This is a genomic window from Pseudomonas sp. URMO17WK12:I6 (assembly GCF_003253625.1).
GTDB lineage: Bacteria > Pseudomonadota > Gammaproteobacteria > Pseudomonadales > Pseudomonadaceae > Aquipseudomonas.
In genome coordinates this window covers 146,769-172,444 of the sequence record NZ_QKYZ01000001.1, presented here as the reverse complement: position 1 = coordinate 172,444, position 25,676 = coordinate 146,769, and the positions used below count along the sequence as shown (strand labels likewise).

At 60.2% G+C, this 25,676-nt stretch carries 19 protein-coding genes; 5 read left to right on the top strand and 14 right to left on the bottom strand.

Translation table 11 applies throughout. The features are described 5' to 3' along the window. Positions 1 to 395: 395 nt before the first annotated feature. Positions 396 to 1,064 (bottom strand): polysaccharide lyase family 7 protein, encoded by a 669-nt coding sequence (locus tag F475_RS00785; RefSeq protein ID WP_111452951.1) that lies wholly within the window; start codon positions 1,062 to 1,064, stop codon positions 396 to 398. Positions 1,065 to 1,384: 320 nt separating this feature from the next. Here F475_RS00785 and F475_RS00780 point away from each other — a divergent pair, with 320 nt between their 5' ends. Genes F475_RS00780 through F475_RS00770 form a run of 3 tightly spaced genes read left to right on the top strand, consistent with a single transcriptional unit; the run spans position 1,385 to position 4,373 of the window. Further along, a complete protein-coding gene (locus tag F475_RS00780; RefSeq protein ID WP_018928758.1) occupies positions 1,385 to 3,508 on the top strand; it encodes a bifunctional diguanylate cyclase/phosphodiesterase in 2,124 nt (707 codons plus the stop codon). Between the two features lie 45 nt (positions 3,509 to 3,553). Next, positions 3,554 to 4,045 carry a M48 family metallopeptidase gene (locus F475_RS00775; protein WP_007937938.1) on the top strand — a complete coding sequence of 164 codons (492 nt, stop codon included), beginning with the start codon at positions 3,554 to 3,556 and terminating at the stop codon, positions 4,043 to 4,045. Positions 4,046 to 4,076: 31 nt separating this feature from the next. Further along, entirely contained in the window at positions 4,077 to 4,373 is a 297-nt protein-coding gene (locus F475_RS00770; protein ID WP_007937940.1) for a helix-turn-helix domain-containing protein, read from the top strand. 52 nt (positions 4,374 to 4,425) lie between these two features. On the opposite strand, the gene F475_RS00765 is transcribed toward F475_RS00770, so the two are convergent. Then, positions 4,426 to 4,878: a GNAT family N-acetyltransferase gene (locus F475_RS00765; protein ID WP_086944427.1), complete on the bottom strand. Its 453-nt coding sequence runs from the start codon at positions 4,876 to 4,878 to the stop codon at positions 4,426 to 4,428. A 256-nt stretch (positions 4,879 to 5,134) separates the two neighbouring features. On the opposite strand from F475_RS00765, the gene F475_RS00760 reads away from it, so the two are divergent. Beyond that, a complete protein-coding gene (locus F475_RS00760) occupies positions 5,135 to 5,872 on the top strand; it encodes an ABC transporter substrate-binding protein (RefSeq protein WP_018928760.1) in 738 nt (245 codons plus the stop codon). Between the two features lie 61 nt (positions 5,873 to 5,933). Here F475_RS00760 and yccS read toward each other — a convergent pair whose 3' ends face one another. The 9 genes from yccS to betI form a co-directional block, all read right to left on the bottom strand. Beyond that, positions 5,934 to 8,117: a YccS family putative transporter gene (gene yccS, locus F475_RS00755; RefSeq protein ID WP_086944428.1), complete on the bottom strand. Its 2,184-nt coding sequence runs from the start codon at positions 8,115 to 8,117 to the stop codon at positions 5,934 to 5,936. 212 nt (positions 8,118 to 8,329) lie between these two features. Then, a complete protein-coding gene (locus F475_RS00750) occupies positions 8,330 to 9,508 on the bottom strand; it encodes an NAD(P)/FAD-dependent oxidoreductase (protein ID WP_111453144.1) in 1,179 nt (392 codons plus the stop codon). Positions 9,509 to 9,577: 69 nt separating this feature from the next. Further along, entirely contained in the window at positions 9,578 to 10,915 is a 1,338-nt protein-coding gene (dbpA, locus tag F475_RS00745; protein ID WP_230139067.1) for an ATP-dependent RNA helicase DbpA, read from the bottom strand. Between the two features lie 230 nt (positions 10,916 to 11,145). Then, complete coding sequence (mdtD, locus tag F475_RS00740) at positions 11,146 to 12,573, bottom strand: multidrug transporter subunit MdtD (RefSeq protein WP_018928764.1); 1,428 nt, start codon at positions 12,571 to 12,573, stop codon at positions 11,146 to 11,148. Positions 12,574 to 12,757: 184 nt separating this feature from the next. Next, positions 12,758 to 14,107 (bottom strand): TldD/PmbA family protein, encoded by a 1,350-nt coding sequence (locus F475_RS00730; RefSeq protein ID WP_111452950.1) that lies wholly within the window; start codon positions 14,105 to 14,107, stop codon positions 12,758 to 12,760. Then, positions 14,107 to 15,549: a TldD/PmbA family protein gene (locus F475_RS00725; protein WP_018928766.1), complete on the bottom strand. Its 1,443-nt coding sequence runs from the start codon at positions 15,547 to 15,549 to the stop codon at positions 14,107 to 14,109. The genes F475_RS00730 and F475_RS00725 overlap by 1 nt, the downstream gene beginning before the upstream one ends. A 258-nt stretch (positions 15,550 to 15,807) precedes the next feature. Beyond that, positions 15,808 to 17,505, bottom strand: coding sequence for a choline dehydrogenase (gene betA, locus F475_RS00720; RefSeq protein ID WP_064620863.1), 1,698 nt, complete (start codon positions 17,503 to 17,505; stop codon positions 15,808 to 15,810). A 154-nt stretch (positions 17,506 to 17,659) separates the two neighbouring features. Next, positions 17,660 to 19,132 carry a betaine-aldehyde dehydrogenase gene (gene betB / locus F475_RS00715; RefSeq protein WP_111452949.1) on the bottom strand — a complete coding sequence of 491 codons (1,473 nt, stop codon included), beginning with the start codon at positions 19,130 to 19,132 and terminating at the stop codon, positions 17,660 to 17,662. Between the two features lie 110 nt (positions 19,133 to 19,242). After that, a complete protein-coding gene (gene betI, locus F475_RS00710; RefSeq protein WP_018928769.1) occupies positions 19,243 to 19,836 on the bottom strand; it encodes a transcriptional regulator BetI in 594 nt (197 codons plus the stop codon). Positions 19,837 to 20,216: 380 nt separating this feature from the next. Here betI and F475_RS00700 point away from each other — a divergent pair, with 380 nt between their 5' ends. Continuing rightward, on the top strand, positions 20,217 to 22,166 hold the full coding sequence (locus F475_RS00700; RefSeq protein WP_231380631.1) for a BCCT family transporter: 1,950 nt from the start codon (positions 20,217 to 20,219) through the stop codon (positions 22,164 to 22,166). A gap of 256 nt (positions 22,167 to 22,422) precedes the next feature. Here the strand turns inward: F475_RS00700 and choV are convergent, their stop codons facing one another. From choV to F475_RS00685, 3 genes are all read right to left on the bottom strand, one after another. Next, the gene (gene choV / locus F475_RS00695; RefSeq protein WP_018928771.1) at positions 22,423 to 23,601 is read right to left on the bottom strand and encodes a choline ABC transporter ATP-binding protein; all 1,179 of its coding nucleotides are present in this window, start codon (positions 23,599 to 23,601) and stop codon (positions 22,423 to 22,425) included. Continuing rightward, entirely contained in the window at positions 23,598 to 24,443 is an 846-nt protein-coding gene (choW, locus tag F475_RS00690; RefSeq protein WP_018928772.1) for a choline ABC transporter permease subunit, read from the bottom strand. Before choW ends, choV begins: the two co-directional genes overlap by 4 nt. Before the next feature lie 66 nt (positions 24,444 to 24,509). Next, positions 24,510 to 25,457 (bottom strand): choline ABC transporter substrate-binding protein, encoded by a 948-nt coding sequence (locus F475_RS00685; protein ID WP_018928773.1) that lies wholly within the window; start codon positions 25,455 to 25,457, stop codon positions 24,510 to 24,512. Positions 25,458 to 25,676 lie beyond the last annotated feature (219 nt).

The following is a 25,676-nucleotide window of genomic DNA, read 5'->3' as shown; positions in this document are numbered from 1 at the left end:
TCAAGCGCAGGAATCGAAATCCCTGACTGACAGATGCTTGTGCACCAAGCTCGAAACCACGGGCTACTAAACCCGATCACTGCGAATCAGTGACACGAATCAAGTTACCGATGGCCTCCCAGACGCACAAGCCGGCGGATTCTGGCGTACCTGTAGGCGGTGACGCAAGCCGTTGTAGGTCTCATGAAGTAACGCTGCGTGTCTTTAAACGTGGGCGTTTAAGTGGGGGCTGATGCCGGTCAGTGAAGAGATGGAGTTGGACATAAAGAACCTGTGGCGAGGGAGCTTGCTCCCGCTGGGCCGCGAAGCGGCCCCCAAAAAGAGGGTCTGCTGCGCAGCCCAACGGAAGCAAGCTCCCTCGCCACAAAGGGTGGATTCCTGCGGTCTTTCAGGGATTACGTATCGTGATCGATATCCAGCTTGCTGAACGTCACTTCCCCGCCTTCAGTGGTGTACCCGGTGTTGTCCTGCACATAAACCCCGGCCTTGAAGTACAGCGGCTTATCACGCCACATCGTGCTGATGTCGGTATCCCACTGGTACCCCGCCGCACTGATGCCCAATGCACCGCCTGGGCTGAGGTGGATGAGGTAGGAGAATTCCTGATTGAGTTTCACGCCGGTGGCGATGGTGATGACCCGGGCGGTGTCGTCGTCGGGGTGCATGCGGACTTTGGCGACGATGTTGCCGGTCGCGCTGTAGTCCTTGTATTGATACTCGACCTTCACCATGGGCTTCTGGCTGTTGAAGGCGTGGATCTGGCCAATGACAATCTTGCCCGAGCTGGGCACCTGGCTGACCGAGAGGGTGGCACGCAGGAAGTTGTCTGCGTCGGGGTAGTACCAGTTCTTCAGCGTGCCATTGCTGTAGGTTTCGCGCAGTTCGGTGCGCGGGTAGATCGCGTTTTCGGTTTTGGAGCCGGTGACCGGGGACCAGAAAAATAAAGTGCCGGTGTCGGAGTGGAAGTATTGATCCTTGAAGCCGTCCACCAGCTTGGTGGTTTCGACGGTGTACGGCGGGCTGCCGACAGGAACGCTGAGGTTCCAGGTTGCGAGATCGATCATAATTCAAGCTTCCACTTTTTTTACTGCACGTGCGTGCCAGAAGCTCTAGCTCGCGCCTTCGGGTGGGTCTTTATAAGCGTAGAAGGCCTCTTTGTTAATGCCCTTCTGGCAGATGATTGGCGTCAACAACCTGTCGAAATGCCATCCTTCCCGGTTTATAAGGCCTGCAGGGCTGACCGTTAGTCGGCTATATGAAACTTTACCGAAGTGATGGGATACGAGCGGCTTCTGCTTTAAGGGATCCGGGTCTAGAGTGAAGTCGCAATAGGTGACCGGTTTTAACAAAAGGCCGGCCTGAGGCCCCGAACAAGAGATGCAGCATGGAATGCGCACAATCTAAGCCAGCTGAAGGCAACTCAATCCTGTTAATTGTTGATGATTACCCTGAAAACCTGATCAGCATGCGCGCGTTATTACAGCGCCAGGATTGGCAGGTCATGACCGCGGCTTCCGGTTTTGAAGCCCTTGGCCTGTTACTCGAACACGATGTCGACCTGGTGCTGCTGGATGTGCAGATGCCGGGCATGGATGGTTTTGAAGTGGCGCGCTTGATGCGCGGCAGCCAGCGAACCCGTCTTACGCCAATCATTTTTCTTACCGCCAACGAACAGTCCCAGGACGCGGTGATCAAGGGCTACGCCAGTGGCGCGGTGGATTACCTGTTCAAACCGTTCGACCCGCAAATTCTCAAACCCAAAGTCCAGGCGTTGTTGGAACACCAGCGTAATCGCCGTGCCTTGCAGCGGTTGAGCCATGATCTGGAAGTCGCCCGGGCCTTCAATGCCTCGGTGCTGGATAACGCCGCCGAAGGCATTCTGGTGGTGAGTGAGGACGGGCTGATTCGCTTCGCCAACCCGGCGATGTCTCGCTTGCTCAATGCCACGGTGAACGACCTGCAAGGCAAGGAGTTTCTGGATTTCCTGCAAAAACCGCACATTCCGATCTGGGCCGATTCCGAGTTGTTTGCCGGTTACAAACGCGGTGAAACCCTGCGCTTGCACGATGCGCTGCTGCGTACCGCGCCCGGCCAGCAAGTGCCGGTGGCGTTGTCTTGCGCGCCTTTGCCCGCCGAACAACATGCGATGGTGGTGACGGTGCTGGACATGTCGGTGGTGCGCCATCTGCATCAGCAGTTGGAGTTCCAGGCGGTGACCGACCCGCTGACCGGGCTGCTCAATCGCCGGGGTTTTTACCAGACCGTTGAAAACCTGCTGCTGCGCGGCGAACGTTCCGACAGCACTTGGGTGCTGTTGTACCTGGACCTCGACGGCTTCAAGCGGGTCAATGATTCCCTCGGCCACGATGCCGGCGACCGGGTGCTGCGTTGGGTGTCCGAGCAGTTGAAGGCGTGCCTGCGGCCCTTCGATATTCTGGCGCGGATGGGGGGCGATGAGTTCACTGCGTTGCTGGATCTTGAGCTCCCCGAGCAGGCGGCAAAGATTGCCGAGAAGCTCATCGAGCGGGTGTCGATTTGTCAGCAGATCGAAGGCATGGACATCGCCTTGGGTGCCAGCATCGGCATCGCCACTTATCCCGATTGCGGGTCTAATCTGGACGGGCTGATGCGCGCCTCCGACATTGCCATGTACGAAGCCAAGCGCGCCGGGCGTCAGCAATATCGCTTCTACGATCACGAAATGAACGGCCGGGCACGCTCGCGGCTGATGCTTGAAGAGAGCGTGCGCACGGCTATCGAGAACCGCGATTTCAACCTGGTGTATCAGCCCCAGGTGGCGATTGCCGATGGGCAGATCCGCGGGTTCGAAGCGTTGTTGCGCTGGCAGCATCCGAGTGTCGGCGATGTACCGCCGGGGCTGTTTTTGCCGTTGCTGGAAGAGGCGCGGTTGATCAGTCGCCTGGGTAGCTGGATTTATCATCGCGGGGCCAAACAGCGCAAAGCCTGGGAAACCTTGTTTGCCGAAGATCTGGTGCTGGGCGTCAGCTTGAGCAGCACCCAATTCGGGTTGCCCAACCTGGTCACCGAGCTGCGTCAGGTGCTGGAGCGCCATGGCCTGAAGCCGCAGCAGCTGGAAGTCGAGGTCACGGAAGAGGCCTTGATGTCTAACCCCGACGAGACCCGCAAGCAACTGCGTTTGCTGCGCAATCTGGGGGTACGGGTGGCGCTGGATGACTTCGGCTCCGGGGCTTGTTCGCTGGCGCATTTGCGCGACCTGGAACTGGACACGCTCAAGCTCGACCGGCATTTGATCGCCCGGTTGCCAGGGTCCGAACGGGATGCGGCGCTGGCACGCAGTGTCATCGATTTGTGCAACCGGTTAGGGCTGTTGGTGATCGCCGAAGGGGTTGAAACGGTGGCGCAATATGAGTGGCTGCAAGCCAACGGTTGCCAGTATGTGCAGGGTTTCCTGGTGGCGCGGCCGTTGATGGCCGAGGACACCGGTCACTTTGTCGAGCCGTTCGACTGGGGCGCGCTGACGAGTTGAATTCGCTACACTGGCAACCTTTTCGTGATGCGTGTTGCCGCTCCAATGACTGTGTTGAAATACCTCCAGGCTTATCCTGCCGCGTTGCAGGACCAGGTGCGCCAACTGATCGCCGAAGGTCGGCTGGGCGATTACCTGAGCCAGCGCTATCCGGAAAAACACGGGGTGCAGAGCGACAAGGCGCTGTACGCCTATGCCCTGGACCTCAAGCAGGAATACCTGCGTAACGCCCCGGCCATCGACAAGGTGTTGTTCGACAACCGTCTGGACCTGACCCACCGCGCGCTCGGTCTGCACACCGCGATCTCACGGGTGCAGGGTGGCAAGCTCAAGGCCAAGAAAGAAATTCGCATCGCCTCGCTGTTCAAGGACGCGGCGCCGCAGTTTCTGAAGATGATCGTGGTGCATGAGCTGGCGCACTTCAAAGAGTCGGATCACAACAAGGCGTTCTACAAGCTGTGCGAGCACATGTTGCCGGGGTATCACCAGGTGGAGTTCGATTTGCGGGTATACCTGACATGGCGGGATATGCACTGACAGACCAAGATCTTCTACAAGGAGTGCATGGATGGACGTGAGCAAGACCAAGAGCAGCTTCTACCGCCGATTGTACGTGGCGTACCTGATCGACAGCGGGCTGGCCAGTAACGTCCCTGCATTGACCGAGGTGACCGGCATGCCCCGACGCACGGCTCAGGACACCATCGCGGCGTTGGCGGATCTGGATATCGTTTGTGAATTCGAGCAGGAAGAAGGCGCACGTAACCACGCGGGGCGCTATCGGATTCGCGAGTGGGGGGCGATTGATCGGGGGTGGATCGAGCGTAATCTGCGGCAGATCAAAGCGGTGCTTGAATACCCCTGAATTCCCGACCCCGATCATTCCCACGCGGAGCGTGGGAACGCTCATAGGGGCCTCAGGAACGGCGCATCCCGATATGCGGAATCTGATCCTCGAGGTATTCCTCACCCACCACCACAAACCCGTACCGCCCGTAGTACCCCTGCAAATGCGCCTGGGCCGAGAGGTAGATCGGCACCTCGGGCCAGTGCTTCTCGGCCTGTTTCAACGCCTGGCTCATCAACTCATGCCCAAGCCCGGCACCGCGTGCCTGGGGTGCAATGATCACCCGGCCAATCACCACGTCGCCGCCCTGCAATTGCGGGTCGAGCAATCGCAGGTAGGCCACCAGCCGATCCCCGTCCCAGCCCATCAAATGGCAAGTGTCACCTTCCAGGTCCTGGCCATCGATGTCTTGATAAGCGCATTTCTGCTCGACGACAAACACTTCGGCGCGCAGTTGCAAAATGGCATACAGCTGCTCTTTACCCAGATCGCTGTGGTGTTTGCAGACCCAATCGATTGTCATCTTCACATTCCTTGAACAACGTTGTTCCGATACTAAGCGCCCTGAGGCGGGATGTCTTTATCGCAGGGAATCTGTGATAAAGACCAAAATGCCATCATTCATTTCTCGCGAAGTTGTCTTCTTTGTGTAATCTGCGATGAAGCGCTGTGCAATGGCCTCAATGAGCTAATGTTAGGACCTGGGTTCGCCGGTAGAGGAATCTTGGAGTTTTGGCTGAAAAACACGTCGGGCAGCCCGCCCGCTAAGGATTTCTGGCATGCCGCGGTTTCATCGAGCGTTTGCTTTGATCGGATTGCTGTTGCTGACACAGGCCGAGGCTGCGGAAAAGCTGCGTCTGGTCGCCGATGCCTGGCCACCCTTTACCGACGCCACGCTGGTCAATGGCGGTGTGGCCACGGACATCGTCAGCACCGCGCTGGCCCGGGCCGGTTACGCCAGCGATTTCGAACAAGTGCCGTGGGCCCGGGCCTTGTTTGGGGTGGGCGAGGGACGTTACGACGTACTGGTCAACACCTGGTACACCGACGAGCGCACGAAGCTGGGGCAATTTTCCGGCGAGTACCTGCTCAACCGCGTGCGCTTTCTCAAGCGCAAAGACACGCCAATCGAATACAACAACCTGCAACAACTGCACACCTACCCGATAGCGGTGGTACGCGGTTATGCCTATTCGCAGGAATTTGATGAGGATGTGTCGTTGCAGAAAGTCCCGGTGCATAACTTCGCCATGGCTGTGCGCATGGTCGCGGCCGATCGGGTCAAGCTGACTTTGGAAGACGAGTTCGTCGCCCGGTATTACCTGGCGCGGGAATCACCCAAAGTGCGCAATGCCGTGGAGTTCCTGCCCAAGCCGTTGAGCGAGAACAGTCTGCATATTCTGGTGAGCCTGAAGAACCCGGAGCATGAACAGATCGTCGCCGGTTTCGATCGCGAGATTGCGGCGATGAAGGCTGACGGGAGTTATGAGAAGTTGCTCAGGCAGCATGGGATGTGATCTGAAAGGCCTGCAGTGTCCGAGCTGAAGCCTTCGCGGGCAAGCCCGGTCACTGCACATTTCAGGCTTCGTTAGTGTCCTTGATCAAATGCGCCGCCAACGTCCGCAACGGCCCCAGTTGCCGACAGATCAACGCCAGTTGTGTCTGTACCAGCCGCTGGCCTTCATCGATTTCATCCGGCATCTGCTCAAGCGCATTGGCCAGTGCTTCTTCCTCATCACTCTGAATCGCAATCGGCTGTTTGCTCGCCAGGCCCTGGGCAATGTCGTCGAGGCTGGCGGCCACGCTCACGCCCGCACCGTCGATCAGGTGCTCGCGCACATCCGACGGCAGTTGGGTTTCACGGTGTGCCCCAAGCCCCGACAAATAGCTGAGCAGGGTGTGCGATAGCACCAGGAATCGGAACCCGACATCGGCTTCCTTACGGAAGTGCCCCGGCTCCATCAGCATGTTGGCCAGTGTCGTCGACAACGCCGCGTCGGCATTGTGCGCGTTACGTCGGGCCAGGCGGTAAGCCAGGTCGTCGCTTTTACCGGCGGCGTATTGCTGCATGATCTGGCGCAGGTAAATGCTGTTGCAGGTCAGGGTATTGGCCAGCACTTTGTTCAGGCGTCGGCCCTGCCAGTCCGGCAGGAACAGGAATACCGCCAGGCCGGCGATCAGGCTGCCGAGCAAGGTATCGAACAGTCGCGGCAGAAGCAGCCCGTAACCGTCGCCCACCTGGTTGAAGCAGAACAGCACCATGATCGTAATGGCGGCTGTCGCCAGGGTGTAGCGGGTGGTGCGGTTGGTAAAGAACACCACCCCGGCGACGATGGCGAAGCTCGACTGGATCAACGGGTTGGGGAACAGATCGAACAGCGCCCAGGCCACGGTCAGGCCGATGGCGGTGCCGATGATCCGTTGGCCCAGTTTGCGGCGGGTGGCGCCGTAGTTCGGCTGACAGACAAACAACGTGGTGAGGATGATCCAGTAACCTTGCGAGGGGTGGATCAAATGCACCATCGCGTAGCCGATGCTCAATGCCAGGGGCAGGCGCAGGGCGTGGCGGAACAGCAAGGACGTTGGCGTCAGCTGTGTGCGCAAGCGAATCCACACATCCTTGAGACTGCGTGGCGAACGGTCGAGCAGGCTGCTGTCGGTGGCGTCTGCAAGCGCATCGGGGTTGCTGGCGTCGCTGAGCAAACGGTCGAGGGTGCCGAGGTTGGCGGCCAATGCCCGCAACGAGCGCAACAGACCACGCCAGGCCGGATTGCTCTGGATGCGCAGGTGTTCGAGGGAGGCGTGCAGGTCGCTCAGGGCTTCGGCGAAGCTGGCGTCATAGATGAACGGCTGGCGCATCTGGATCGATTCGGCCAGCGCGCGGCACACCTTGCCTTGTTGGCGCAGCAGGCGCTGACAGCGGAACAGCACGTCGCTGTGGAAGAACGCCTCGGCCAGCGCGTTGTAAGGGTAGTGCGAGGAGCTGGCGCGCTCGTGGATGTCCTGGGCGAGGAAGTACAGCTTCAGGTAACGGCTGAGTTTCGCCCCCGGCCGGCCATCGCCGACCCGGTGCAGAATGATTTCCTTGGCGGCGTTCAGGGCTGCCACCACCCGACCGTTCTGCTGGGCCAGTTCCAGGCGGCGCGCTTCCACGTCCAACTGCCGGATCGGTTCGAACAACGACGATTTCAGTTTCAGGTAATAACCCAGTTCACGGAATAACCGCGCCAGGCTCTGTTGCACCGGCTGGTTGGAAAACAGCACCTGCCACAACACCGAGAGCAAGCCATACCACGCCGCACCCGCCACCAGCAGTACCGGCTCGTGCCAGAAATCAGTGACTGCGCCGCCGCGCTGGTCCACGCCGATCATGGTGTAGACCGACAGAATCAGCGTCGCTGACGCAATCGCGCCATAACGCTCGCCCAGCGCGCCGAGCATGGTCAGGCAGAAGCTGGCCAGGGCAAAGGCGATGATAAAGAGGATGGGGTAGGGGAAGAGCAGTTCGACGGACAGGGCGGCGACCATAAAACACACCAGCGTCACGGCCAGTGCGTTGAGGCGGCCCTGCCAACTGTCGTCGGTTTCGGCCAGGGCGCTGGCGATGATCCCCAGGAACAACGGGATCAGCAGCCCCATTTGATCCTGAGACCAACACAGCGCCATGGTGCCGGTCAGGGCGATGAATACCCGAACGCTGTAACTGAATTTATCCAGCGCCCAGAGGCGACGCAGAGACTGCCGAAATGTGGTCGATGACATGAAGTGCGAAGGCCTTCCGAGGCAATGACGCTAAATTGAGCCACTAATGACGCCGACGCAATGGCGCCGATCACATCAGACAGCAAAATCTGTTCCTTCCTCGTTCTGTGTTGCCTGTCAGGACGTCTTCGCGGGCAAGCCTCGCTCCTACAGGGATTTAGGTGACCCTTGTAGGAGCGAGGCTTGCCCGCGAAGAACGATAACGCGATCGGTCAGACGTATTGCGCCGCCGCGTAACCGGAGGCCCAGGCCCATTGGAAGTTGAAACCACCCAGATGCCCGGTGACGTCGAGCACTTCACCGACGAAATACAGGCCGGGGCTTTTCAGCGACTCCATGGTCTTGGATGACACTTCGCGCGTGTCGACGCCACCCAGGGTCACTTCGGCCGTGCGGTAGCCCTCGGTGCCGGCCGGCACGACTTTCCAGCTCGCCAGTTTTTCAGCGATGTCTGCAATTTCTGCGTGGGTGTATTGCTTCATCGGTTTGGAGACGAACCAGTTGTCTGCCAGCAAGTTGGCCATCTTCTTGGTGAAGATCTCACCGAGCAGGGTTTTCAACTCGCTGTTCGGGCGTTCGACTTGCTGCTGTTGCAGCCAGCTCGGTACGTCGTGATCCGGCATCAGGTTGATCTCTACCGTGTCGCCGGATTCCCAGAACGAAGAAATCTGCAAAATCGCCGGGCCGCTGAGACCGCGGTGGGTGAACAGGATGTTCTCGCGGAAACTCTGGTCGTTGCAGCTCACCAGGCAATCCACCGACGTACCGGACAGCTCGGTGCACAGCTCCTTGAGCTGATCGGTGATGGTGAACGGTACAAGACCGGCGCGGGTCGGCAGCAGGTCGTGGCCGAACTGCTTGGCCACCTGATAGCCGAAACCGGTGGCGCCGAGGGTCGGAATCGACAGGCCGCCGGTGGCGATCACCAGGGATTGGCAAGTGATCTGGTCCAGCGTGGTATCTAGCAGATAACCGCTTTCGAGCTTCTCGATGGTCTGGATCGAGGTGTCCAGATGCAGGCTGACGCCGACCTGATTGCACTCCTCGAGCAGCATGTCGAGGATGTCGCTGGATTTGTTATCGCAGAACAACTGGCCGAGTTTTTTCTCGTGGTACGGCACGCCGTGTTTGGCCACCAGACCGATGAAGTCCCATTGGGTGTAACGCGCCAACGCAGATTTGCAGAAATGGGTGTTCTGCGAGAGGAAATTGCTCGGTTCGGTGTACATGTTGGTGAAATTGCAGCGGCCACCGCCCGACATGAGGATTTTCTTGCCGGCCTTGTTGGCATGGTCAAGCAACATCACCTTGCGCCCGCGCCCGGCGGCGGTCAGCGCACACATCAACCCTGCGGCGCCAGCGCCAATGATCACGACTTCGGTAGAGCGCAAAACGGTGTCCTCACACATTGATCGTTCCCACACTCTGCGTGGGAACGATCACAGGGAAATACAGTGTTCTTACAGGATGCGAACGCGCAGCGAACGACCTTTGATTTTACCGTCGTTCAGGCGCTGCAAGGCTTGCTTGGCGATCCCGCGTTCCACGGCCACATAGGCCTGGAAGTCGAAAATCGCGATCTTGCCGACCTGGGCGCCGGGAATGCCCGCCTCGCCGGTCAGTGCACCGAGAATGTCACCCGGACGGACTTTGTCTTTACGGCCCGCACCAATGCACAGCGTGCTCATCAGCGGCAGCAGCGGACCGCCGCCCTGGGACGTGAGGTTATCCACCTGATCCCAATTCAACGGCGACTTCTGCAGTTGCTCGATGGCTTGGGCGCGATGCGCTTCGGACGGTGCGACCAGGCTGATCGCGATGCCTTTCTCACCGGCACGACCGGTACGGCCGACACGGTGAATGTGGATTTCCGAGTCACGGGCCAGTTCGACGTTGATCACCATGTCCAGCGCATCGATGTCCAGGCCGCGTGCGGCGACGTCGGTGGCGACCAGTACCGACGTACTGCGGTTGGCGAACATGGCCAACACCTGGTCGCGGTCACGCTGTTCCAGATCGCCGTGCAGGCCGACGGCGGAGATGCCTTTGGACGTCAGGTGATCGACGGTTTCCTGCACCTGCTGCTTGGTGAAGCAGAACGCCACGCAGGACGCCGGACGGAAGTGGCCGAGCACCTTGGTCACCGCGCTCATGCGCTCTTCCGGGGAGATTTCGTAGAAGCGCTGCTCGATCTGCGTGTCGTCGTGGAACGCCTCGGCCTTCACTTGCTGCGGATTACGCATGAACTTCGACGCCAACTGCTTGATGCCCACCGGATAGGTGGCGGAGAACAGCAGGGTCTGGCGACGTTCCGGGCACTGGGCGATGATTTCTTCGATGGAATCGTAGAAACCCATGTCGAGCATGCGGTCGGCTTCGTCGAGGATCAGCGTGTTCAGGCCGTGAAGCACCAGCGAACCCTTGCGCAGGTGTTGCTGGATGCGCCCTGGAGTGCCGACGATGATGTGTGCGCCGTGCTCCAGCGAGCCGATCTGCGGGCCGAAAGACACACCGCCGCACAGGGTCAGGACCTTGATATTGTCTTCGGCACGGGCCAGGCGACGGATTTCCTTGGCGACCTGGTCGGCCAGCTCACGGGTCGGGCAGATGACCAGTGCCTGGCAACCGAAGAAGCGCGGATTGATCGGGTTCAACAGGCCGATACCGAAGGCGGCGGTCTTGCCGCTGCCGGTCTTGGCCTGGGCGATCAGGTCCATCCCCTTGAGGATCACCGGCAAGCTTTGCGCCTGGATCGGCGTCATCTGGGCATAACCGAGGGAGTCGAGGTTAGCCAGCATGGCGGCGGACAGCGGCAAAGTATTAAAAGCGGTGGCGATGGTGGTCACGGGACTGGCCTGCAAAACAAAATGTCGCGCAGTGTATCAGTCCCAGGCTCTCCACCTGCAAATTCTGGACGAATAGCCGTAGCAGCTGTCGAGGTACGAGGCTGCGTTGCGTGTCCGCAGGACCGCCCCGGGGGGCCGCTTCGCAGCCCAACGCAGCCTCGTGCCTCGGCAGCTGCTACGGGTCAGTGCTCGATATCGTGCTCACGGCTGACCATCCGTCGGCCATCCTTTGGTGAAAGCTGCGAGAAGATCGTTGCAGCCAGCATCGCCATGATTCCTACCGTCACAAACGTCAGCTGGAACGCGCCCAGCACCGTGTCCACGTCGTCATTGCCCATCTCCGCCGTGAATCCGCCGAGCAGCGCACCGGCGCACGCCACGCCCAGGCTCAGGGACAATTGCGCTACCACCGACAGCAAACTGTTGCCGCTGCTGGCGCTGGCGTCGTCGAGGTCGATCAGTGTCACGGTATTCATCGCGGTGAACTGCAAGGAGTTGATCGCCCCCAGAATCGCCAACTGGCCCAGCAACAGCCAATACGGTGTCTGCTCGCTGACCAGGCCCATGCTCGCCAGCATGATCCCCAGCGCCAATGTGTTGCCGGTCAGCACGATGCGGTAGCCGAAACGTTCGATCAACGGCCGCGCCACCGATTTGGCGACCATCGCGGCCGCAGCCAGGGGCAGCATGCTCATCCCGGCCTGTGACGGCGAATAGCCCAGCGCCACTTGCAGCAGCAACGGCACCAGGAACGGCAATGCGCCGCTGCCCAACCGGGCGAACAGGTTGCCGAGGATGCCCACGGCAAAGGTCCGGGTCTTGAACAGCGATGGCGCAAACAGTGGATTGTCGATGTGCCCGGCCCGCAGCCAATAGGCCGCCAGACAGGCCATGCCGGCAAACAACAGCAACATCACCCGCAAGTGCGGCAGACGCAGTTCGCCGAGGCCTTCCATGGCGATGGTGATCAGCACCATCGCCGCGCCGAACAGCAAGAAGCCCAGGCTATCGAAGCGGGTGCGTTCACTGCCGCGCAGGTCGGGAATGAATTTCCATACCGCGTAGCAACCGAGAACGCCCACCGGCAGGTTGATCAGGAAGATCCAGTGCCAGGTCAGGTATTGCACCATCCAGCCGCCCATGGTCGGGCCGATCAGCGGGCCGAGCAGGCCGGGAATGGTGATGAACCCCATGATCCGCACCAGATCCGAGCGCGGATACGCGCGCAGCACTACCAAGCGTCCGACCGGCAACATCAAGGCGCCGCCCAGGCCCTGGATCACCCGGGCGCCGATCAGCATGCTCAGGGTGCTCGACAAGGCGCAGAGCAATGAGCCGATGCTGAACAACAGGATGGCGCCGAAGAAGATTTTCTTGGTGCCGAAACGGTCGGCGATCCAGCCGGAGGCGGGAATCAGCAAGGCGACGGTGAGCATGTAGGCGATGATCACACCCTGCATGCGCAGCGGGTCTTCGGCCAGGTCCCGGGCCATGGCGGGGAGGGCGGTGTTGAGGATTGTCCCGTCGAGGGACTGCATGAAGAAGGCAATGGCCACGACCCATGGCAACCAGCGGGCGGTGACGGCGTCGAGAGGTGGGCGGTTGGGCATGGGGCCTCTTGTTAATGCAGATTCGTGGCTGGCGCTGAACCCTGTGGCGAGGGAGCTTGCTCCCGCTCGGCTGCGTAGCAGTCGTAAACCGGGCTATACGGTCTGTCTGCTGAACCGCGTTGGCAGGTTTGGGGCCGCTTCGCAGCCCAGCGGGAGCAAGCTCCCTCGCCACAGGTTTTTGTGTTTACAGGGTCAAGGTCAGTCGGCTGACGAGCGCTCCCGGCAGCAATGCCGAAGACGTGTTCCGCTGACTGTAGGTGCTGGCCGACAACATCAGCTCGCGTTCCTCGGTCAACGCTTCCAGCTGCGAACCGAGCAGGCTGTAGGCGCTGTCATCGAAACGCATGGTGCTGACCGGTGCCTGAATCTCGCCGTTCTCGACCCAGAAGGTCGCGAACCGTGTCATGCCGGTCAGGCGCGCTGCCGGTTGGTCCGAGTAGTTCAGGTACCACAGGTTGCTGATGTACAGACCGGTGCCCAGTTGCTTGAGAATCTCGGCGTCAGGCAAAGAGCCGGCCGCCATGTTCAATGCACTTGGGGCTTCACCGCCGCCGGCGCCGTTGGCGGTCAGGCCGTATTCGGCGGCGCTGCGTGAACCGACCAGTTGCTCGCCCGCCTTGCCCTCAACAATCAGCCGCAGATCACTGCGTGGATAACCTTCACCGGAGAACGCCGGGCTCAGGGAGCCGCTGACTTTTTCATCCAGGGACACCAACGGGCTGAACGAGCTGTCGCCACCGTAGAGCTTCTGCAACGGACTGCTCTTGCTGGCAATCGACTGCGCCGAGAACCCGCCCCAACTGAGCATGCCCATGATTTCTTCCAGGGCTGCCGGCGCGAGGTAGGCGCGGTACTGACCCGGCGCCAGCGTGCGCAATGGCCGCCCGAGAAACGCCAACTGCTCGCGGGCCTGCTGGAAACGCCGGGCAAAGCCTTCGCTGTTCCAGTCGTGCCCGGCATAGCTGGCTTTCACCGCCTGACCGTTTTCATGGAACAGGCTGAAATCGAAGTTGAAGCTATTGGCCTGATGCCAGCCGAACGCGCCCGAGGAGCTGGCGAAGCCGCGACTGATCGGCCCGGCGGCATAGAAACCGACCAGATCCAGCCCCTCGCCGGCCTGAGTGATTTCAGCGACCACCTGCTCGGTGTCCGGCAGCGGATGATCCTGCACGTTGTTGCTCTGCCAGTCGTCATGGTTGAGCAGCAGGTACGGGTCCTGAGGCAGCAACGGCAGGGTTTCGCGCAACTGTTGTAGCCCCTCGGCCAGACGCTGAAGGTCGACTTCCGGATCGCCCGACAACGTGATATCGAGGTCGGCGTGGCGGCCGTCGTTGATCAGTTTGAAGCCGATGCTTGCCTGCTGCACCTGCCCGGCCTGACGCACCTTGGCGTGGTTGAAGCGCACGAAGGCCGACGATTCGGCGGCGTAGCTGAGGGTGAACTGCTCAGGCGTGCGCAGTGCATCGCGCAGCCAGTCGACCAAGGCCTTGAACGAATCGGCCTGGTTTTTTGAAGTGCTCGTGGACGTACTCATCAGGCATCTCCCCCAAACACATCAACGTTGCTGAACACACAGGCCGGCGACGCATGGCCGACACGGATCACCTGGTTCGGTTCGCCCTTGCCGCAGTTCGGCGTCCCCAGCACCTTGAAGGTGCTGACGTCACCGACGGCGCGCAGGCTCTTCCAGAATTGCGCGGAAATCGCCCGGTAGTTCGGGTTCTTCACCACGCCTTTGAGTTCGCCGTTTTCGATCAACTGGCCCCATTCGCAACCGAACTGGAATTTGTTGCGCGCATCGTCGATGGACCACGAACGGTTGGTGCTCATCAAAATGCCGTGCTCGATGTTGCCGATCAGTTGCTCAAGCGGCTGATCGCCGGGCTCGATGTTGAGGTTGGCCATGCGGTCGATCGGCGGACGGTTCCAGCCGCAGGCGCGGCTGTTGGCCACGCCGTCGAGGCTGGCCCGGAACTGCGAGAGCGCGCCGCCCAATGGTCGCAGCAGCAAACCTTGCTTGATCAGGAATTGCTTGCTGGCGGCGGTGCCTTCGTCGTCATGGCCGTAGCTGGCGAGCTGTTCGGGGATGTCCGGGTCGAATGTCACGTTGAGCAGTTCGGAGCCGTATTGCAGGCGGCCGAAGTCTTGCGCCTTGACGAAACTGGTGCCGGCGTAATTGCGCTCGTCGCCCAGGATGCGGTCCAGTTCCAGCGGGTGACCGATGGACTCGTGGATCTGCAGCATCATCTGGTCGGGCATCAGCAACAGGTCGCGCGGGCCTTGCGGGGTGTTCGGTGCCAGCAGCAATTGCAACGCCTGGTCGGCGACTTTCGGGCCGGCGCCGATCAGGCCGCAGCGGCTGATCACATCAAAGCCGCCCTGCTGACCGAAATTCTCGCGGCCGAGGGTGCGGGTCTGGCTGTCGCTACCGTCGTAGGCGGTGACGTCCATGCTCGGGTAGACGAAGCGCTGGGCCTGGCGCAGTTCGGCGCCGGCGCTGTTGAGGTAGATCTGCTCGACGTTGGTGATACCGATGCTCGCCTGCCAGTTCACCAGGCGTTCGTCCTTGGGCACGGCGGCAGATTCGGCGCCGAGCAGTTGGTAGCAATCGCTGAGAGACGGGAAGGGTTGGTCGAGGCTCGGCGAGAAATAGTCGGCGCGCTCGCTGGAAACCGCTTGCTCACGCAAGTCGAGGAGGGCGTGTGGCTTGAGTCGACGGGCTTGTTGCTCGGCCTTCTCCAGCGCGGCTTGCAGCCCGGACTGGGACAAGTCGTTGGTCGCGGCATAGGCTTCGACGCCGTTGACCCGAACGGTCAGCATCGCACCTTCGTCCCGGCTCAGGCTCGGTGGTTCGGCGACGTTCTTGCGCACTGAAAGATACTGACCGGATTCGCGAACATAACGCAGCGAAAAGAATTCAGCGCCCGTGCGCAACGCAGCGAAGCGCTGCTTGAGCTGGGGGTGGAAATCGAACATTCGGGAACCTCCTTGGTATGGAGTGGCGGCGAATCGGTGTTGCGAGGGGGGGAAACGTTTGCGTGGCGCTAGATTAGGCCTGCGTGGGGGGTAGGATCAAGTGAAGAGCGGTGTAGGAAGAGTTGAGGTTGGGTGAGTCAGGAATTTATCTATTGCTTGGGCGGACGCTTTCGCGGGCAAGCCTCGCTCCTACAGGGCGAATGCGATTCCCTGTAGGAGCGAGGCTTGCCCGCGAAGGCCGCGCCTCGGTGTTACGGCTTACTGAGCGCTCACATCCCGCAACGGCTTGCCCTTCACCGGTGCACCGCCGGCCACGTAGTACTTGGCCTTGCTGCGCGGCAATGGTTTGCGACCGCGGATCTTGTCGGCGATTTTCTCGGCCATCATGATCGTTGGTGCGTTCAGGTTGCCGGTGGTGATGATCGGCATGATCGAAGCATCGACCACGCGCAGGCCTTGCATGCCATGCACACGACCTTCGCCATCGACCACGGCCATTTCGTCGGTGCCCATCTTGCACGAGCAGGACGGGTGGAACGCGGTTTCGGCGTGCTCACGGATGAACTTGTCCAGCTGCTCGTCGGTTTGCACGTCGATGCCGGGGCTGATTTCGCGACCACGGAAGGCATCCAGCGCCGGCTGTTGCATGATTTCACGGGTCAGGCGGATGCCATCGCGGAATTCCTGCCAGTCCTGCTCGGTAGCCATGTAGTTGAACAGGATGCTCGGGTATTCGCGCGGATCCTTGGACTTGGCCTGGATGCGACCGCGGCTTGGCGAACGCATGGAACCCATGTGTGCCTGGAAGCCGTGCTCTTTCACGCCGTTGCTGCCGTTGTAGTTAATCGCTACCGGCAGGAAGTGATACTGGATGTTCGGCCATTCGAATTCCGGGCGGGTACGAATGAAACCGCCGGCTTCGAACTGGTTGCTGGCGCCGATGCCGGTGCCGTTGAACAGCCACTCGGCACCGATGGCCGGCTGGTTGTGCAGGAGCAGCGACGGGTACAGCGAGACCGGTTGGGTGCAGGCGTATTGCAGGTACAACTCGAGGTGATCCTGCAGGTTTTCACCGACGCCCGGCAGGTCGTGGACCACCGGAATATCAAGCTTTTTCAGCAGTTCGGCCGGGCCGACACCGGAGCGTTGCAGGATCTGCGGCGACGCGATGGCGCCGGAGCACAGCAACACTTCTTTGCGGGCACGGACTTCAACGCGTTCTTCGGCGGCACCGATCAGGTAACGCACGCCGACTGCACGCTTGCCTTCGAACAGAATCTTGTCGGTCAGGGCGTGGGTGACGATGGTCAGGGTCGAACGCTTCTTGGCGATGTCCAGGTAACCGCGAGCGGTACTGGAGCGACGGCCTTTCGGCGTCACGGTGCGGTCCATCGGGCCGAAACCTTCTTGCTGGTAACCGTTCAAGTCTTCGGTACGCGGGTAACCGGCCTGCACGCCTGCTTCGACCATCGCGCTGAACAGCGGGTTGTTGCCGGCTTTGGGCGTGGTCACGCTGACCGGACCGTCGCCACCGTGGTAGTCGTTCGGGCCGATGTCACGGGTTTCCGCCTTGCGGAAATACGGCAGGCAGTCGAGGTAAGTCCAGTCTTCCAGGCCTGGCAGTTTCGCCCAGTTGTCGTAGTCCATGGCGTTGCCGCGGATGTAGCACATGCCGTTGATCAGCGAAGAACCACCCAGGCCCTTGCCGCGACCGCATTCCATCCGGCGACCGTCCATGTGTGGCTCTGGATCGGTTTCGTACGCCCAGTTGTAGCGACGGCCTTGCAGCGGGAACGCCAAAGCCGCCGGCATTTGTGTGCGGAAATCCAGACGGTAATCCGGGCCGCCCGCTTCGAGCAGCAGGACGGTGACGCCTTCGTCTTCAGTCAGACGGGTCGCCAGGGTGTTACCGGCGGAGCCGGCACCGATGATGATGTAATCGAATACTTGGGACATTGAATGCACCCTCTTTGAAGTTGGTCAGGTCGCCCGTAGCAGCTGCCGAGGCACGAGGCTGCGTTGGGCTGCGCAGCGGCCCCCCGAGGGCGGCCCTTCGGACCGCAACGCAGCCTCGTGCCTCGGCAGCTGCTACAGGTTGTGCGCGGGTGCCTTAGAAAACCGAGGCGTAATCGCCCAGTTCGACCTGTACCGATTTGATGCGTGTGAAGTTGTTCAGTGAGCTGATGCCGTTCTCACGGCCCACGCCCGACTGCTTGTAGCCGCCGACCGGCATCTTGGCGTCGGACTCGCCCCAGGCGTTGATCCAGCAGATACCGGCTTCCAGTTGATGAATCACGCGGTGCGCGCGGTTCAGGTCTTTGGTAACGACGCCGGCAGCCAGACCGAAGTCGGTGTCGTTGGCGCGACGGATCACTTCTTCTTCGGTTTCGTAGGTCAGGATGCTCATCACCGGGCCGAAGATTTCTTCGCGCACGATGGTCATCTCGTCGGTGCAGTCGGTGAACACGGTCGGCGCCACGAATGCGCCTTTGGCCAATTCGCCGTCGGTCAGACGAGCGCCGCCGCACAGCAGGCGAGCACCTTCTTCCTTACCTTTGGCGATGTAACCCAGCACGCTTTCCATGTGGGCGAAGCTGACCAGCGGGCCGAAGTTGGTGTTTTCGTCTTCCGGGTTGCCAACGCGGATGCGCGCAACGCGCTCAACGATCTTGGCTTCGAACGCGGCTTTCAGGTGGCTCGGGACGAACACGCGAGTGCCGTTGGTGCAGACCTGACCGGAGCTGTAGAAGTTGGCCATCATCGCGGTGTCGGCGGCGCGATCGAGGTCGGCGTCGTCGAAAATGATCAGCGGGGATTTGCCGCCCAGTTCCATGGTCACGTCTTTCAGCGTGGAAGCGGAAGCGCTGGCCATGACTTTCTTGCCGGTGTCGGTGCCGCCGGTGAAGGAGACTTTTTCGATGCGTGGGTGTTCGGTCAGCCAGGTGCCGACTTCACGGCCGCTGCCGGTCAACACGTTGAACACACCAGCCGGCAGGCCGGCTTCGGTGTAGATCTCGGCCAGTTTCAGGGTGGTCAGCGAGGTGACTTCGCTTGGCTTGAAGATCATCGCGTTGCCGGCCGCCAGGGCTGGAGCGGATTTCCACAGGGCGATCTGGATCGGGTAGTTCCACGCACCAATACCGGCCACGATGCCCAGCGGCTCGCGACGGGTGTAGACAAAAGAGGTGGTGCGCAGTGGAATCTGCTCGCCTTCGATGGCCGGTACCAGACCTGCGTAGTATTCCAGCACGTCAGCGCCGGTGACGATGTCGACGTAACGGGTTTCGGAGTACGCCTTGCCGGTGTCCAGGGTTTCCAGGGCGGCCAGTTCATCGTTGCGCTCGCGCAGGATGTCGACGGCACGACGCAGGATGCGCGAACGCTCCATGGCGGTCATCGCAGCCCAGATTTTCTGGCCCTTTTCGGCACTGACCACTGCACGCTCGACGTCTTCCTTGGTCGCACGCTGTACGGTTGCGAGGACTTCACCGTTAGCCGGGTTGATGGCTTCGAAGGTGGCGTCGCTGCTGGCGTCACTGTAGCCGCCGTCGATGTAGAGTTTTTGCAGTTCGAAACGGGCCATAAAGTCCTCGCAAGTGCATAAGTTGGTTGGCGTTAACCACTGGGACGTGCCGTGTAGCGTTGGCGACGCTGATCAGTGGCGTTCAGGGGCTGAGCGGTTTTATGTGTGCTCTAACTCACCTGCTTGGCCAATTGGATATCCATGTATTCGTAAGCGATTCTTTGCGCCTGCTCGGTGTCGAAAGCATCTCCCGACAACGCGCCGCGCAACCACAAACCGTCAATGAGGGCTGCCAGGCCCCGGGCGGCGCTGCGCGCTTGATCAAGCGGCAACGCACGGCGGAACTGGCAGCACAGGTTGGAATACAGACGGTGATCGTTGATCCGCTGCAACCTGTGCAAAGACGGCTGGTGCATGCTGGTGGCCCAGAAGGCCAACCAGGTTTTCATTGCCGGGCCATTGACCTGGCTGGCGTCGAAGTTGCCTTCGATAATCACCTGCAGATGCGCCCGTGGGCTGTCATCTGCCATCGCCTGACGGCGTGCGGTGACGTTCTCGCTGAGGACGCTCATCAGATACCGCATCGTGGCGGCGATCAGGCCATTCTTGTCCTGAAAATAGTGACTGATGATGCCATTCGAGACACCGGCCAAACGGGCGATCAGCGCAATGCTGGCGTCCCCCATGCCGACCTGATCGACGGCCTGTAGCGTGGCTTCGATCAATTGCTGGCGGCGGATGGGTTGCATACCGACCTTGGGCATCTTGCACATCTCCTTAGGCCTCCCGGTGGACGAAATACGCCTACCGGATTGAGGGCCAGTCTATTTTGTTTTGATTGAACGTTCAATCAACAAAGAATAAGATCTGCGACAATTCGTCGCTGCTTACAGATTTTTCCTACGTGTAAATGACGATAAACCGACATCCAAAAATGCTCGAAACCCATACGCAGACGCGTTCCAGGGGTTTCGGGCTTTTTTCGGGGTGTCTTTATATCACCCGCCGGTCGGCTGCCAACTAATCGATTGGTCGGGTACCGCGTTGCCTTGTGTTCTTCTCTCGCACTGCCCGGAGCATCTGTGCCATGAGTTCTGCCTCTCTAATAAAGACCCCACCCGAGAAGGTGATGGTCAACGGTTGGGTGTTCTACACCTCTACCGCGTTGATTCTGTTGTTGACCGCCATTCTGATCATCGCCCCGCAAGAGGCCGGCAGAATGCTCGGCATTGCCCAGGCCTGGTTGTCCCGCAGCTTCGGCTGGTACTACATGGTAGTGATCGCCGCCTACCTGGTGTTCGTGGTTGGCCTGGCGTTTTCGTCTTATGGCAAGCTCAAGCTGGGCAGCAAGGACGATACCCCGGACTTCAGCTACGGCGCCTGGGCGGGGATGCTGTTCTCGTCGGGTATCGGCATCTCGCTGTTGTACTTCGGTGCGTCCGAGCCACTGGACCATTACTTCAACCCGCCGGAAGGCGTCGCCGGCAGCAACCTTGCCGCACGTCAGGCAGTGCAGCTGACGTTCCTGCATTGGGGCCTGCATGGCTGGGCGATCTACGCCTTGGTCGGCCTGGCCGTGGCGTACTTTGCTTATCGTCATAACCAGCCGTTGGCATTGCGTTCGGCGCTTTATCCGTTGGTCGGCGAGCGTTGGGTCAAAGGCGCGGCCGGTCATGCGGTGGACGGCTTCGGCATGTTCGTGACCCTGCTGGGGCTGGTGACGAACCTGGGGATCGGTTCGCTGCAAGTGTCGTCGGGGCTGGAAAACCTGTTCGGCATGGCACACAGCAACACCAACCTGCTGATCGTGATCATCGTGATGAGCACCGTGGCGACCATCGCCGCTGTGTCCGGCGTGGAAAACGGCATTCGCCGTCTGTCCAACCTGAACATCGTGCTGTTCAGCGGCCTGCTGATTTTCGTGCTGTTGTTCGGCCCGACTCTGCACCTGCTCAACGGCTTTGTGCAGAACATCGGTGACTACCTCAATGGCGTGGTGCTGAAGACCTTCGACCTCTACGTGTATGAAGGCGACAGTGAGAAGTCTGACCGCTGGCTGGGCCTGTGGACCCTGTTCTACTGGGCCTGGTGGATTTCCTGGGCGCCATTTGTCGGCATGTTCATCGCGCGTATTTCCCGTGGTCGCACGGTGCGTGAGCTGGTCGCCGGTGTGCTGCTGATCCCGCTGGGTTTCACCCTGGCATGGCTGTCGATCTTCGGTAACTCGGCCCTGGACCTGGTGATGAACCATGGGGCGGTGGAGCTCGGGAAGACGGCGCTGGAACAGCCATCGATGGCGATCTACCAGTTGCTTGAGCATTACCCTGCGTCGAAAGTTGTCATTGGCGTGTCGATTTTTGTTGGCTTCGTGTTGTTCCTGACCCCGGCGGACTCCGGCGCGGTGATGATGGCCAACCTTTCCTGCAAGGGCGGCAACGTCGACGAAGACGCGCCGCACTGGCTGCGGATTTTCTGGTCGGTGGTGATCACCCTGGTGACCATCGGTCTGCTGTTCGCCGGTAACTTCGAAGCCATGCAAACCATGGTGGTGCTGGCAGGGCTGCCGTTCTCGGTGGTGCTGGTATTCTTCATGTTCGGCTTGCACAAGGCCATGCGCCAGGACGTGCAGATCGAACAGGAGCAAGCGGAACTGGCGGCGCGTGGTCGTCGTGGTTTCAGCGAGCGTCTGACCCAGCTGGATCTGCAGCCGAATCAGTCGATTGTTCAGCGTTTCATGGACAAACAAGTCAGCCCGGCGCTGGAAGAGGCCGTGGTTCAACTGCGCGGCAAGGGCCTGGACGTGCAAACGTTGCTGGGTAAAGCCAAGCGTTGCATGGGCCTGCGGATCGAGATGGAAGAGGGCAACCCTTTTGTCTACGAAGTGAGCCTGGACGGTTATCTGGCGGCGGCGAGTGAAGCGGTGTCGGCCGAAAGTGCCGATGAACCGCGCGCACGTTACTACCGTGCTGAGGTGTACCTGCACAACGGCAGCCAGGACTATGACTTGATGGGCTTCACTCAGGATCAGATCACCCGTGACGTGCTCGATCAGTTTGAAAGCCATCGGCAGCTGCTAGGCCGGGTTTATAGCTGAGGTTTGAGGTGATGCGGTGCAGTGAATGCACCGCATCTCCATTGTGGCGAGGGAGCTCGCTCCCGTTCGGCTGCGAAGCAGTCGTAGATCCTGGTTACGCGATCTATCTGAAATACCGTGGTGTCTGGATTGGGGTCGCTCCGCAACCCAGCGGGAGCAAGCTCCCTCGCCACAGTTGTCGGTATTCCAGACCGGATATCTGCACAAACAAAAACGCCGCGATCATCTCGCGGCGTTTTTGTGTCTGCTGTCTTGCTTACCCCAGGTTCTTGCCGAGCAGCGCGTGGTACAGCTCGCTGTCGCCCAGGATCCCGACCACTTTGTTGTTGTCGTGCAGCACCAGCTTGTTGCCGGTCTGGTAACGAATCTGCAGCGCATCGCGCATGCCGATGTTGGAGTCCACCAGCGTTGGTCGACGGCCCAGGGCTTCAACCGCTTGCCCAGGTATCCATTTCTGCAGATCCAGGCTCGAGCCGTTCTGGCGCGCGCCTTTGATGGTGTTGCCTTCGGCCAGGTCCAGCCACGAATCGCCGCCCGGATCCAGGCACACCGAACCGTTGATGCGTTTGCAGTTGTCCAGGGTGCGCATCAGGCTGCGACCACACAATACGTTCAGCGGATTGGTGTGGGCGACGAAGGTGCGCACGTAATCGTCCGCAGGGTTCAGGACGATTTCTTCCGGCACGCTGTACTGGATGATCCGGCCGTCCTTCATGATCGCGATACGGCTGCCCAGCTTCAGGGCTTCATCGAGGTCGTGGCTCACGAAGACGATGGTCTTGCTCAGCTTGTTTTGCAGTTCCAGCAGTTCATCTTGCAGGCCTTGGCGAATCAGCGGGTCGAGGGCCGAGAACGGTTCGTCCATCAGCAGGATGTCGGCGTCCATCGCCAGCGCACGGGCCAGGCCGACACGTTGCTGCATGCCGCCGGAGAGCTCATTGGGTTTCTTGTTGCGCCACTGGGTCAGGCCCACCAGCTCAAGCTTCTCGTCCACCAGTTTGCGGCGTTCTTTCTCGGGGCGACCCTGCATTTCCAGACCGAAGCTGATGTTCTCGCGCACCGTCAGCCAAGGCATCAGGGCGAACTTCTGGAACACCATCGCGATGCGCTTGGTGCGCATCATCTTCAGTTCCGCCGGGGTGCAGGACGCGATGTCGATCTGCCGGCCTTCGTGTTCGACGAACAACTTGCCACGGCTAACGGTGTTGAGGCCGTTGATGCAGCGCAACAGGCTGGATTTGCCGGAGCCGGACAAACCCATCAGTACGCAGATTTCACCTTTCTCGATGTCCAGGCTGGCCTTTTCGACACCAACGATTTGCCCGGTCTTTTTCAGAATCTCGTTGCGGGTCATGCCCTGGTCGAGCAGTTTGAGAGCGGCGCGTGGATCTTTGGAGAAGATCACGTCCACGTCTTCGAAGCGAATAATGCTCATGCGTCACCCCCTACTTTGGCTTCGGGTTGTTTGCAGATACGGTCGAGCATGATCGCCAGCAATACGATCGCCAGGCCTGCTTCGAAGCCCAGTGCGATATCAGCAGTGTTCAGTGCGTTGACCACAGGTTTGCCCAGGCCGTCGGCGCCCACCAGTGCCGCAATCACCACCATCGACAACGACAGCATGATGCACTGGGTGATACCGGCCGCGATGCTTGGCATGGCGTGGGGCAGTTCGATGCGCGAGAGCAACTGACGGCGCGAGCAGCCAAAGGCTTTGCCGGCGTCCATCAGTTCGTCCGGAACATCGCGGATACCCAGGTAGGTCAGGCGGATGGGCGCGGCAATCGCGAACACCACCGTCGAGATCAGACCCGGGACCACACCCAGACCGAAGAGGGTCAGGGTAGGAATGAGGTACACGAAAGTCGGTACGGTCTGCATCAGATCGAGCACCGGCCGCATCAGTGTGTAGAACATCGGTTTGTGCGCGGCGACGATACCCAACGGCACGCCGATCACTACGCAGACCAGGGTGGCGAACAACACCTGGGCGAGGGTTTCCATGGTTTCCTGCCAGTACCCCAGATTGAGGATCAGCAGAAAGGAAGCGATGACGAAAACGGTCAGGCCCCATTTGCGTTGGATGAAATGTGCCAGTAGTGCGATGAGGCCGATCAATGCCAGCGGGTTGAACCAGGTCAGCGCAAAAGTCACGCCGTGGATCATCGTTTCCAGTGACACGGCGATGGCGTCGAAGGTGCTGGCGCCGTGTTGCGTCAACCATTCAACGAAGCTCGCGATGTACTGGCCTAAGGGTATTTTCTGATCAATCAGCATGGTAGTGAACGTCCGCATGCAAGGAAATAAACAGCCCGGGCAGGCGAGCCTGCCCGGCGTAAGCGATTACTGCGCGAGCTTGGCTTTCACGGCCTCCAGGCCTGGTTTACCGTCAATGGTGGTCACGCCAGCGAGCCAGGTATCGAGCACCTGTGGGTTCTTTTTCAGCCAGGCCTTGGCGGCCGCTTCAGGCTTCATCTTGTCGTCCAGGATGTTGCCCATCAGCGTACTCTCCATGTCGACGGTGAACTCCAGGTTTTTCAGCAGTTGGCCGACGTTGCTGCACTCTTGGGTATACCCCTTGCGAGTGTTGGTCGCAACGGTGGCAGCACCGAAATCCGGGCCGAAGAAGTCATCGCCACCGGTCAAGTACTGAATCTTGAAACGTTTGTTCATCGGGTGCGGTGCCCAGCCGAGGAACACCACGGCTGTGTCGCGTTTTTGCGCACGGTCGACTTGCGACAGCATGCCCGCTTCGCTGGACTCGACGACTTTGAAACCGGCGGTTTTGAGACCGAAGGCGTCTTTGTCGATCATGCTCTGGATCAGACGGTTGCCGTCGTTGCCTGGCTCGATACCGTAGATCTTGCCGTCGAGTTCTTTCTTGAACTTGGCGATGTCGGCAAAGTCATGCAGCCCTTTGTCGTACAGCGCTTGTGGTACGGCGAGGGTGTATTTGGCACCTTTGAGGTTGGTGCGCACGGTTTCCACGGTGCCGGCATCCCGATAGGCCTTGATGTCGTTTTCCATGGTCGGCATCCAGTTACCCAGGAACACGTCCATGTTCTTGCCGTCGGCCAGGGACTTGTAGGTCACCGGCACGGAAATCATCGTGGTCTTGGTCTTGTAGCCGAGGGCGTTGAGCACAACGCTGGTGGTCGCGGTGGTCGCGGTAATGTCCGTCCAGCCGACATCGGAGAAGTTTACGGTGCTGCATTGGGCCGGCTCTGCGGCTTGAGCCAGGAACGGCAGACTCAGCATGGCGGCCAACAACAACGACGGGGAACCTTTCATAGGGGCGACTCCTAAGTGTTTTTTTTGGCAGTGTTCCGACTGGACCACCGCACTTATCTGTTGCGGTTGGATGGCGTTTTGGAGACAGCTCTACCACAGCGCCTTGCAATCGAGTCGATACGATCATGTACCAGTGAAAATCTGACGCCTACAGGGTGCGTCGTAACCAGTACAGGGATGGTCGCATCCAGTGTCGGTGACGTCGTTTACAGCTTTTTT

What these genes read in the sequence shown, in the direction of transcription:
- F475_RS00785 (WP_111452951.1), bottom strand. Translation starts at nt 1,064, where the DNA reads ATGATCGATCTCGCAACCTGGAACCTCAGCGTTCCTGTCGGCAGCCCG.
- F475_RS00780 (WP_018928758.1), top strand. Translation starts at nt 1,385, where the DNA reads ATGGAATGCGCACAATCTAAGCCAGCTGAAGGCAACTCAATCCTGTTA.
- F475_RS00775 (WP_007937938.1), top strand. Translation starts at nt 3,554, where the DNA reads ATGACTGTGTTGAAATACCTCCAGGCTTATCCTGCCGCGTTGCAGGAC.
- F475_RS00770 (WP_007937940.1), top strand. Translation starts at nt 4,077, where the DNA reads ATGGACGTGAGCAAGACCAAGAGCAGCTTCTACCGCCGATTGTACGTG.
- F475_RS00765 (WP_086944427.1), bottom strand. Translation starts at nt 4,878, where the DNA reads ATGACAATCGATTGGGTCTGCAAACACCACAGCGATCTGGGTAAAGAG.
- F475_RS00760 (WP_018928760.1), top strand. Translation starts at nt 5,135, where the DNA reads ATGCCGCGGTTTCATCGAGCGTTTGCTTTGATCGGATTGCTGTTGCTG.
- yccS (WP_086944428.1), bottom strand. Translation starts at nt 8,117, where the DNA reads ATGTCATCGACCACATTTCGGCAGTCTCTGCGTCGCCTCTGGGCGCTG.
- dbpA (WP_230139067.1), bottom strand. Translation starts at nt 10,915, where the DNA reads ATGCTGGCTAACCTCGACTCCCTCGGTTATGCCCAGATGACGCCGATC.
- mdtD (WP_018928764.1), bottom strand. Translation starts at nt 12,573, where the DNA reads ATGCCCAACCGCCCACCTCTCGACGCCGTCACCGCCCGCTGGTTGCCA.
- F475_RS00730 (WP_111452950.1), bottom strand. Translation starts at nt 14,107, where the DNA reads ATGAGTACGTCCACGAGCACTTCAAAAAACCAGGCCGATTCGTTCAAG.
- F475_RS00725 (WP_018928766.1), bottom strand. Translation starts at nt 15,549, where the DNA reads ATGTTCGATTTCCACCCCCAGCTCAAGCAGCGCTTCGCTGCGTTGCGC.
- betA (WP_064620863.1), bottom strand. Translation starts at nt 17,505, where the DNA reads ATGTCCCAAGTATTCGATTACATCATCATCGGTGCCGGCTCCGCCGGT.
- betB (WP_111452949.1), bottom strand. Translation starts at nt 19,132, where the DNA reads ATGGCCCGTTTCGAACTGCAAAAACTCTACATCGACGGCGGCTACAGT.
- betI (WP_018928769.1), bottom strand. Translation starts at nt 19,836, where the DNA reads ATGCCCAAGGTCGGTATGCAACCCATCCGCCGCCAGCAATTGATCGAA.
- choV (WP_018928771.1), bottom strand. Translation starts at nt 23,601, where the DNA reads ATGAGCATTATTCGCTTCGAAGACGTGGACGTGATCTTCTCCAAAGAT.
- choW (WP_018928772.1), bottom strand. Translation starts at nt 24,443, where the DNA reads ATGCTGATTGATCAGAAAATACCCTTAGGCCAGTACATCGCGAGCTTC.
- F475_RS00685 (WP_018928773.1), bottom strand. Translation starts at nt 25,457, where the DNA reads ATGAAAGGTTCCCCGTCGTTGTTGTTGGCCGCCATGCTGAGTCTGCCG.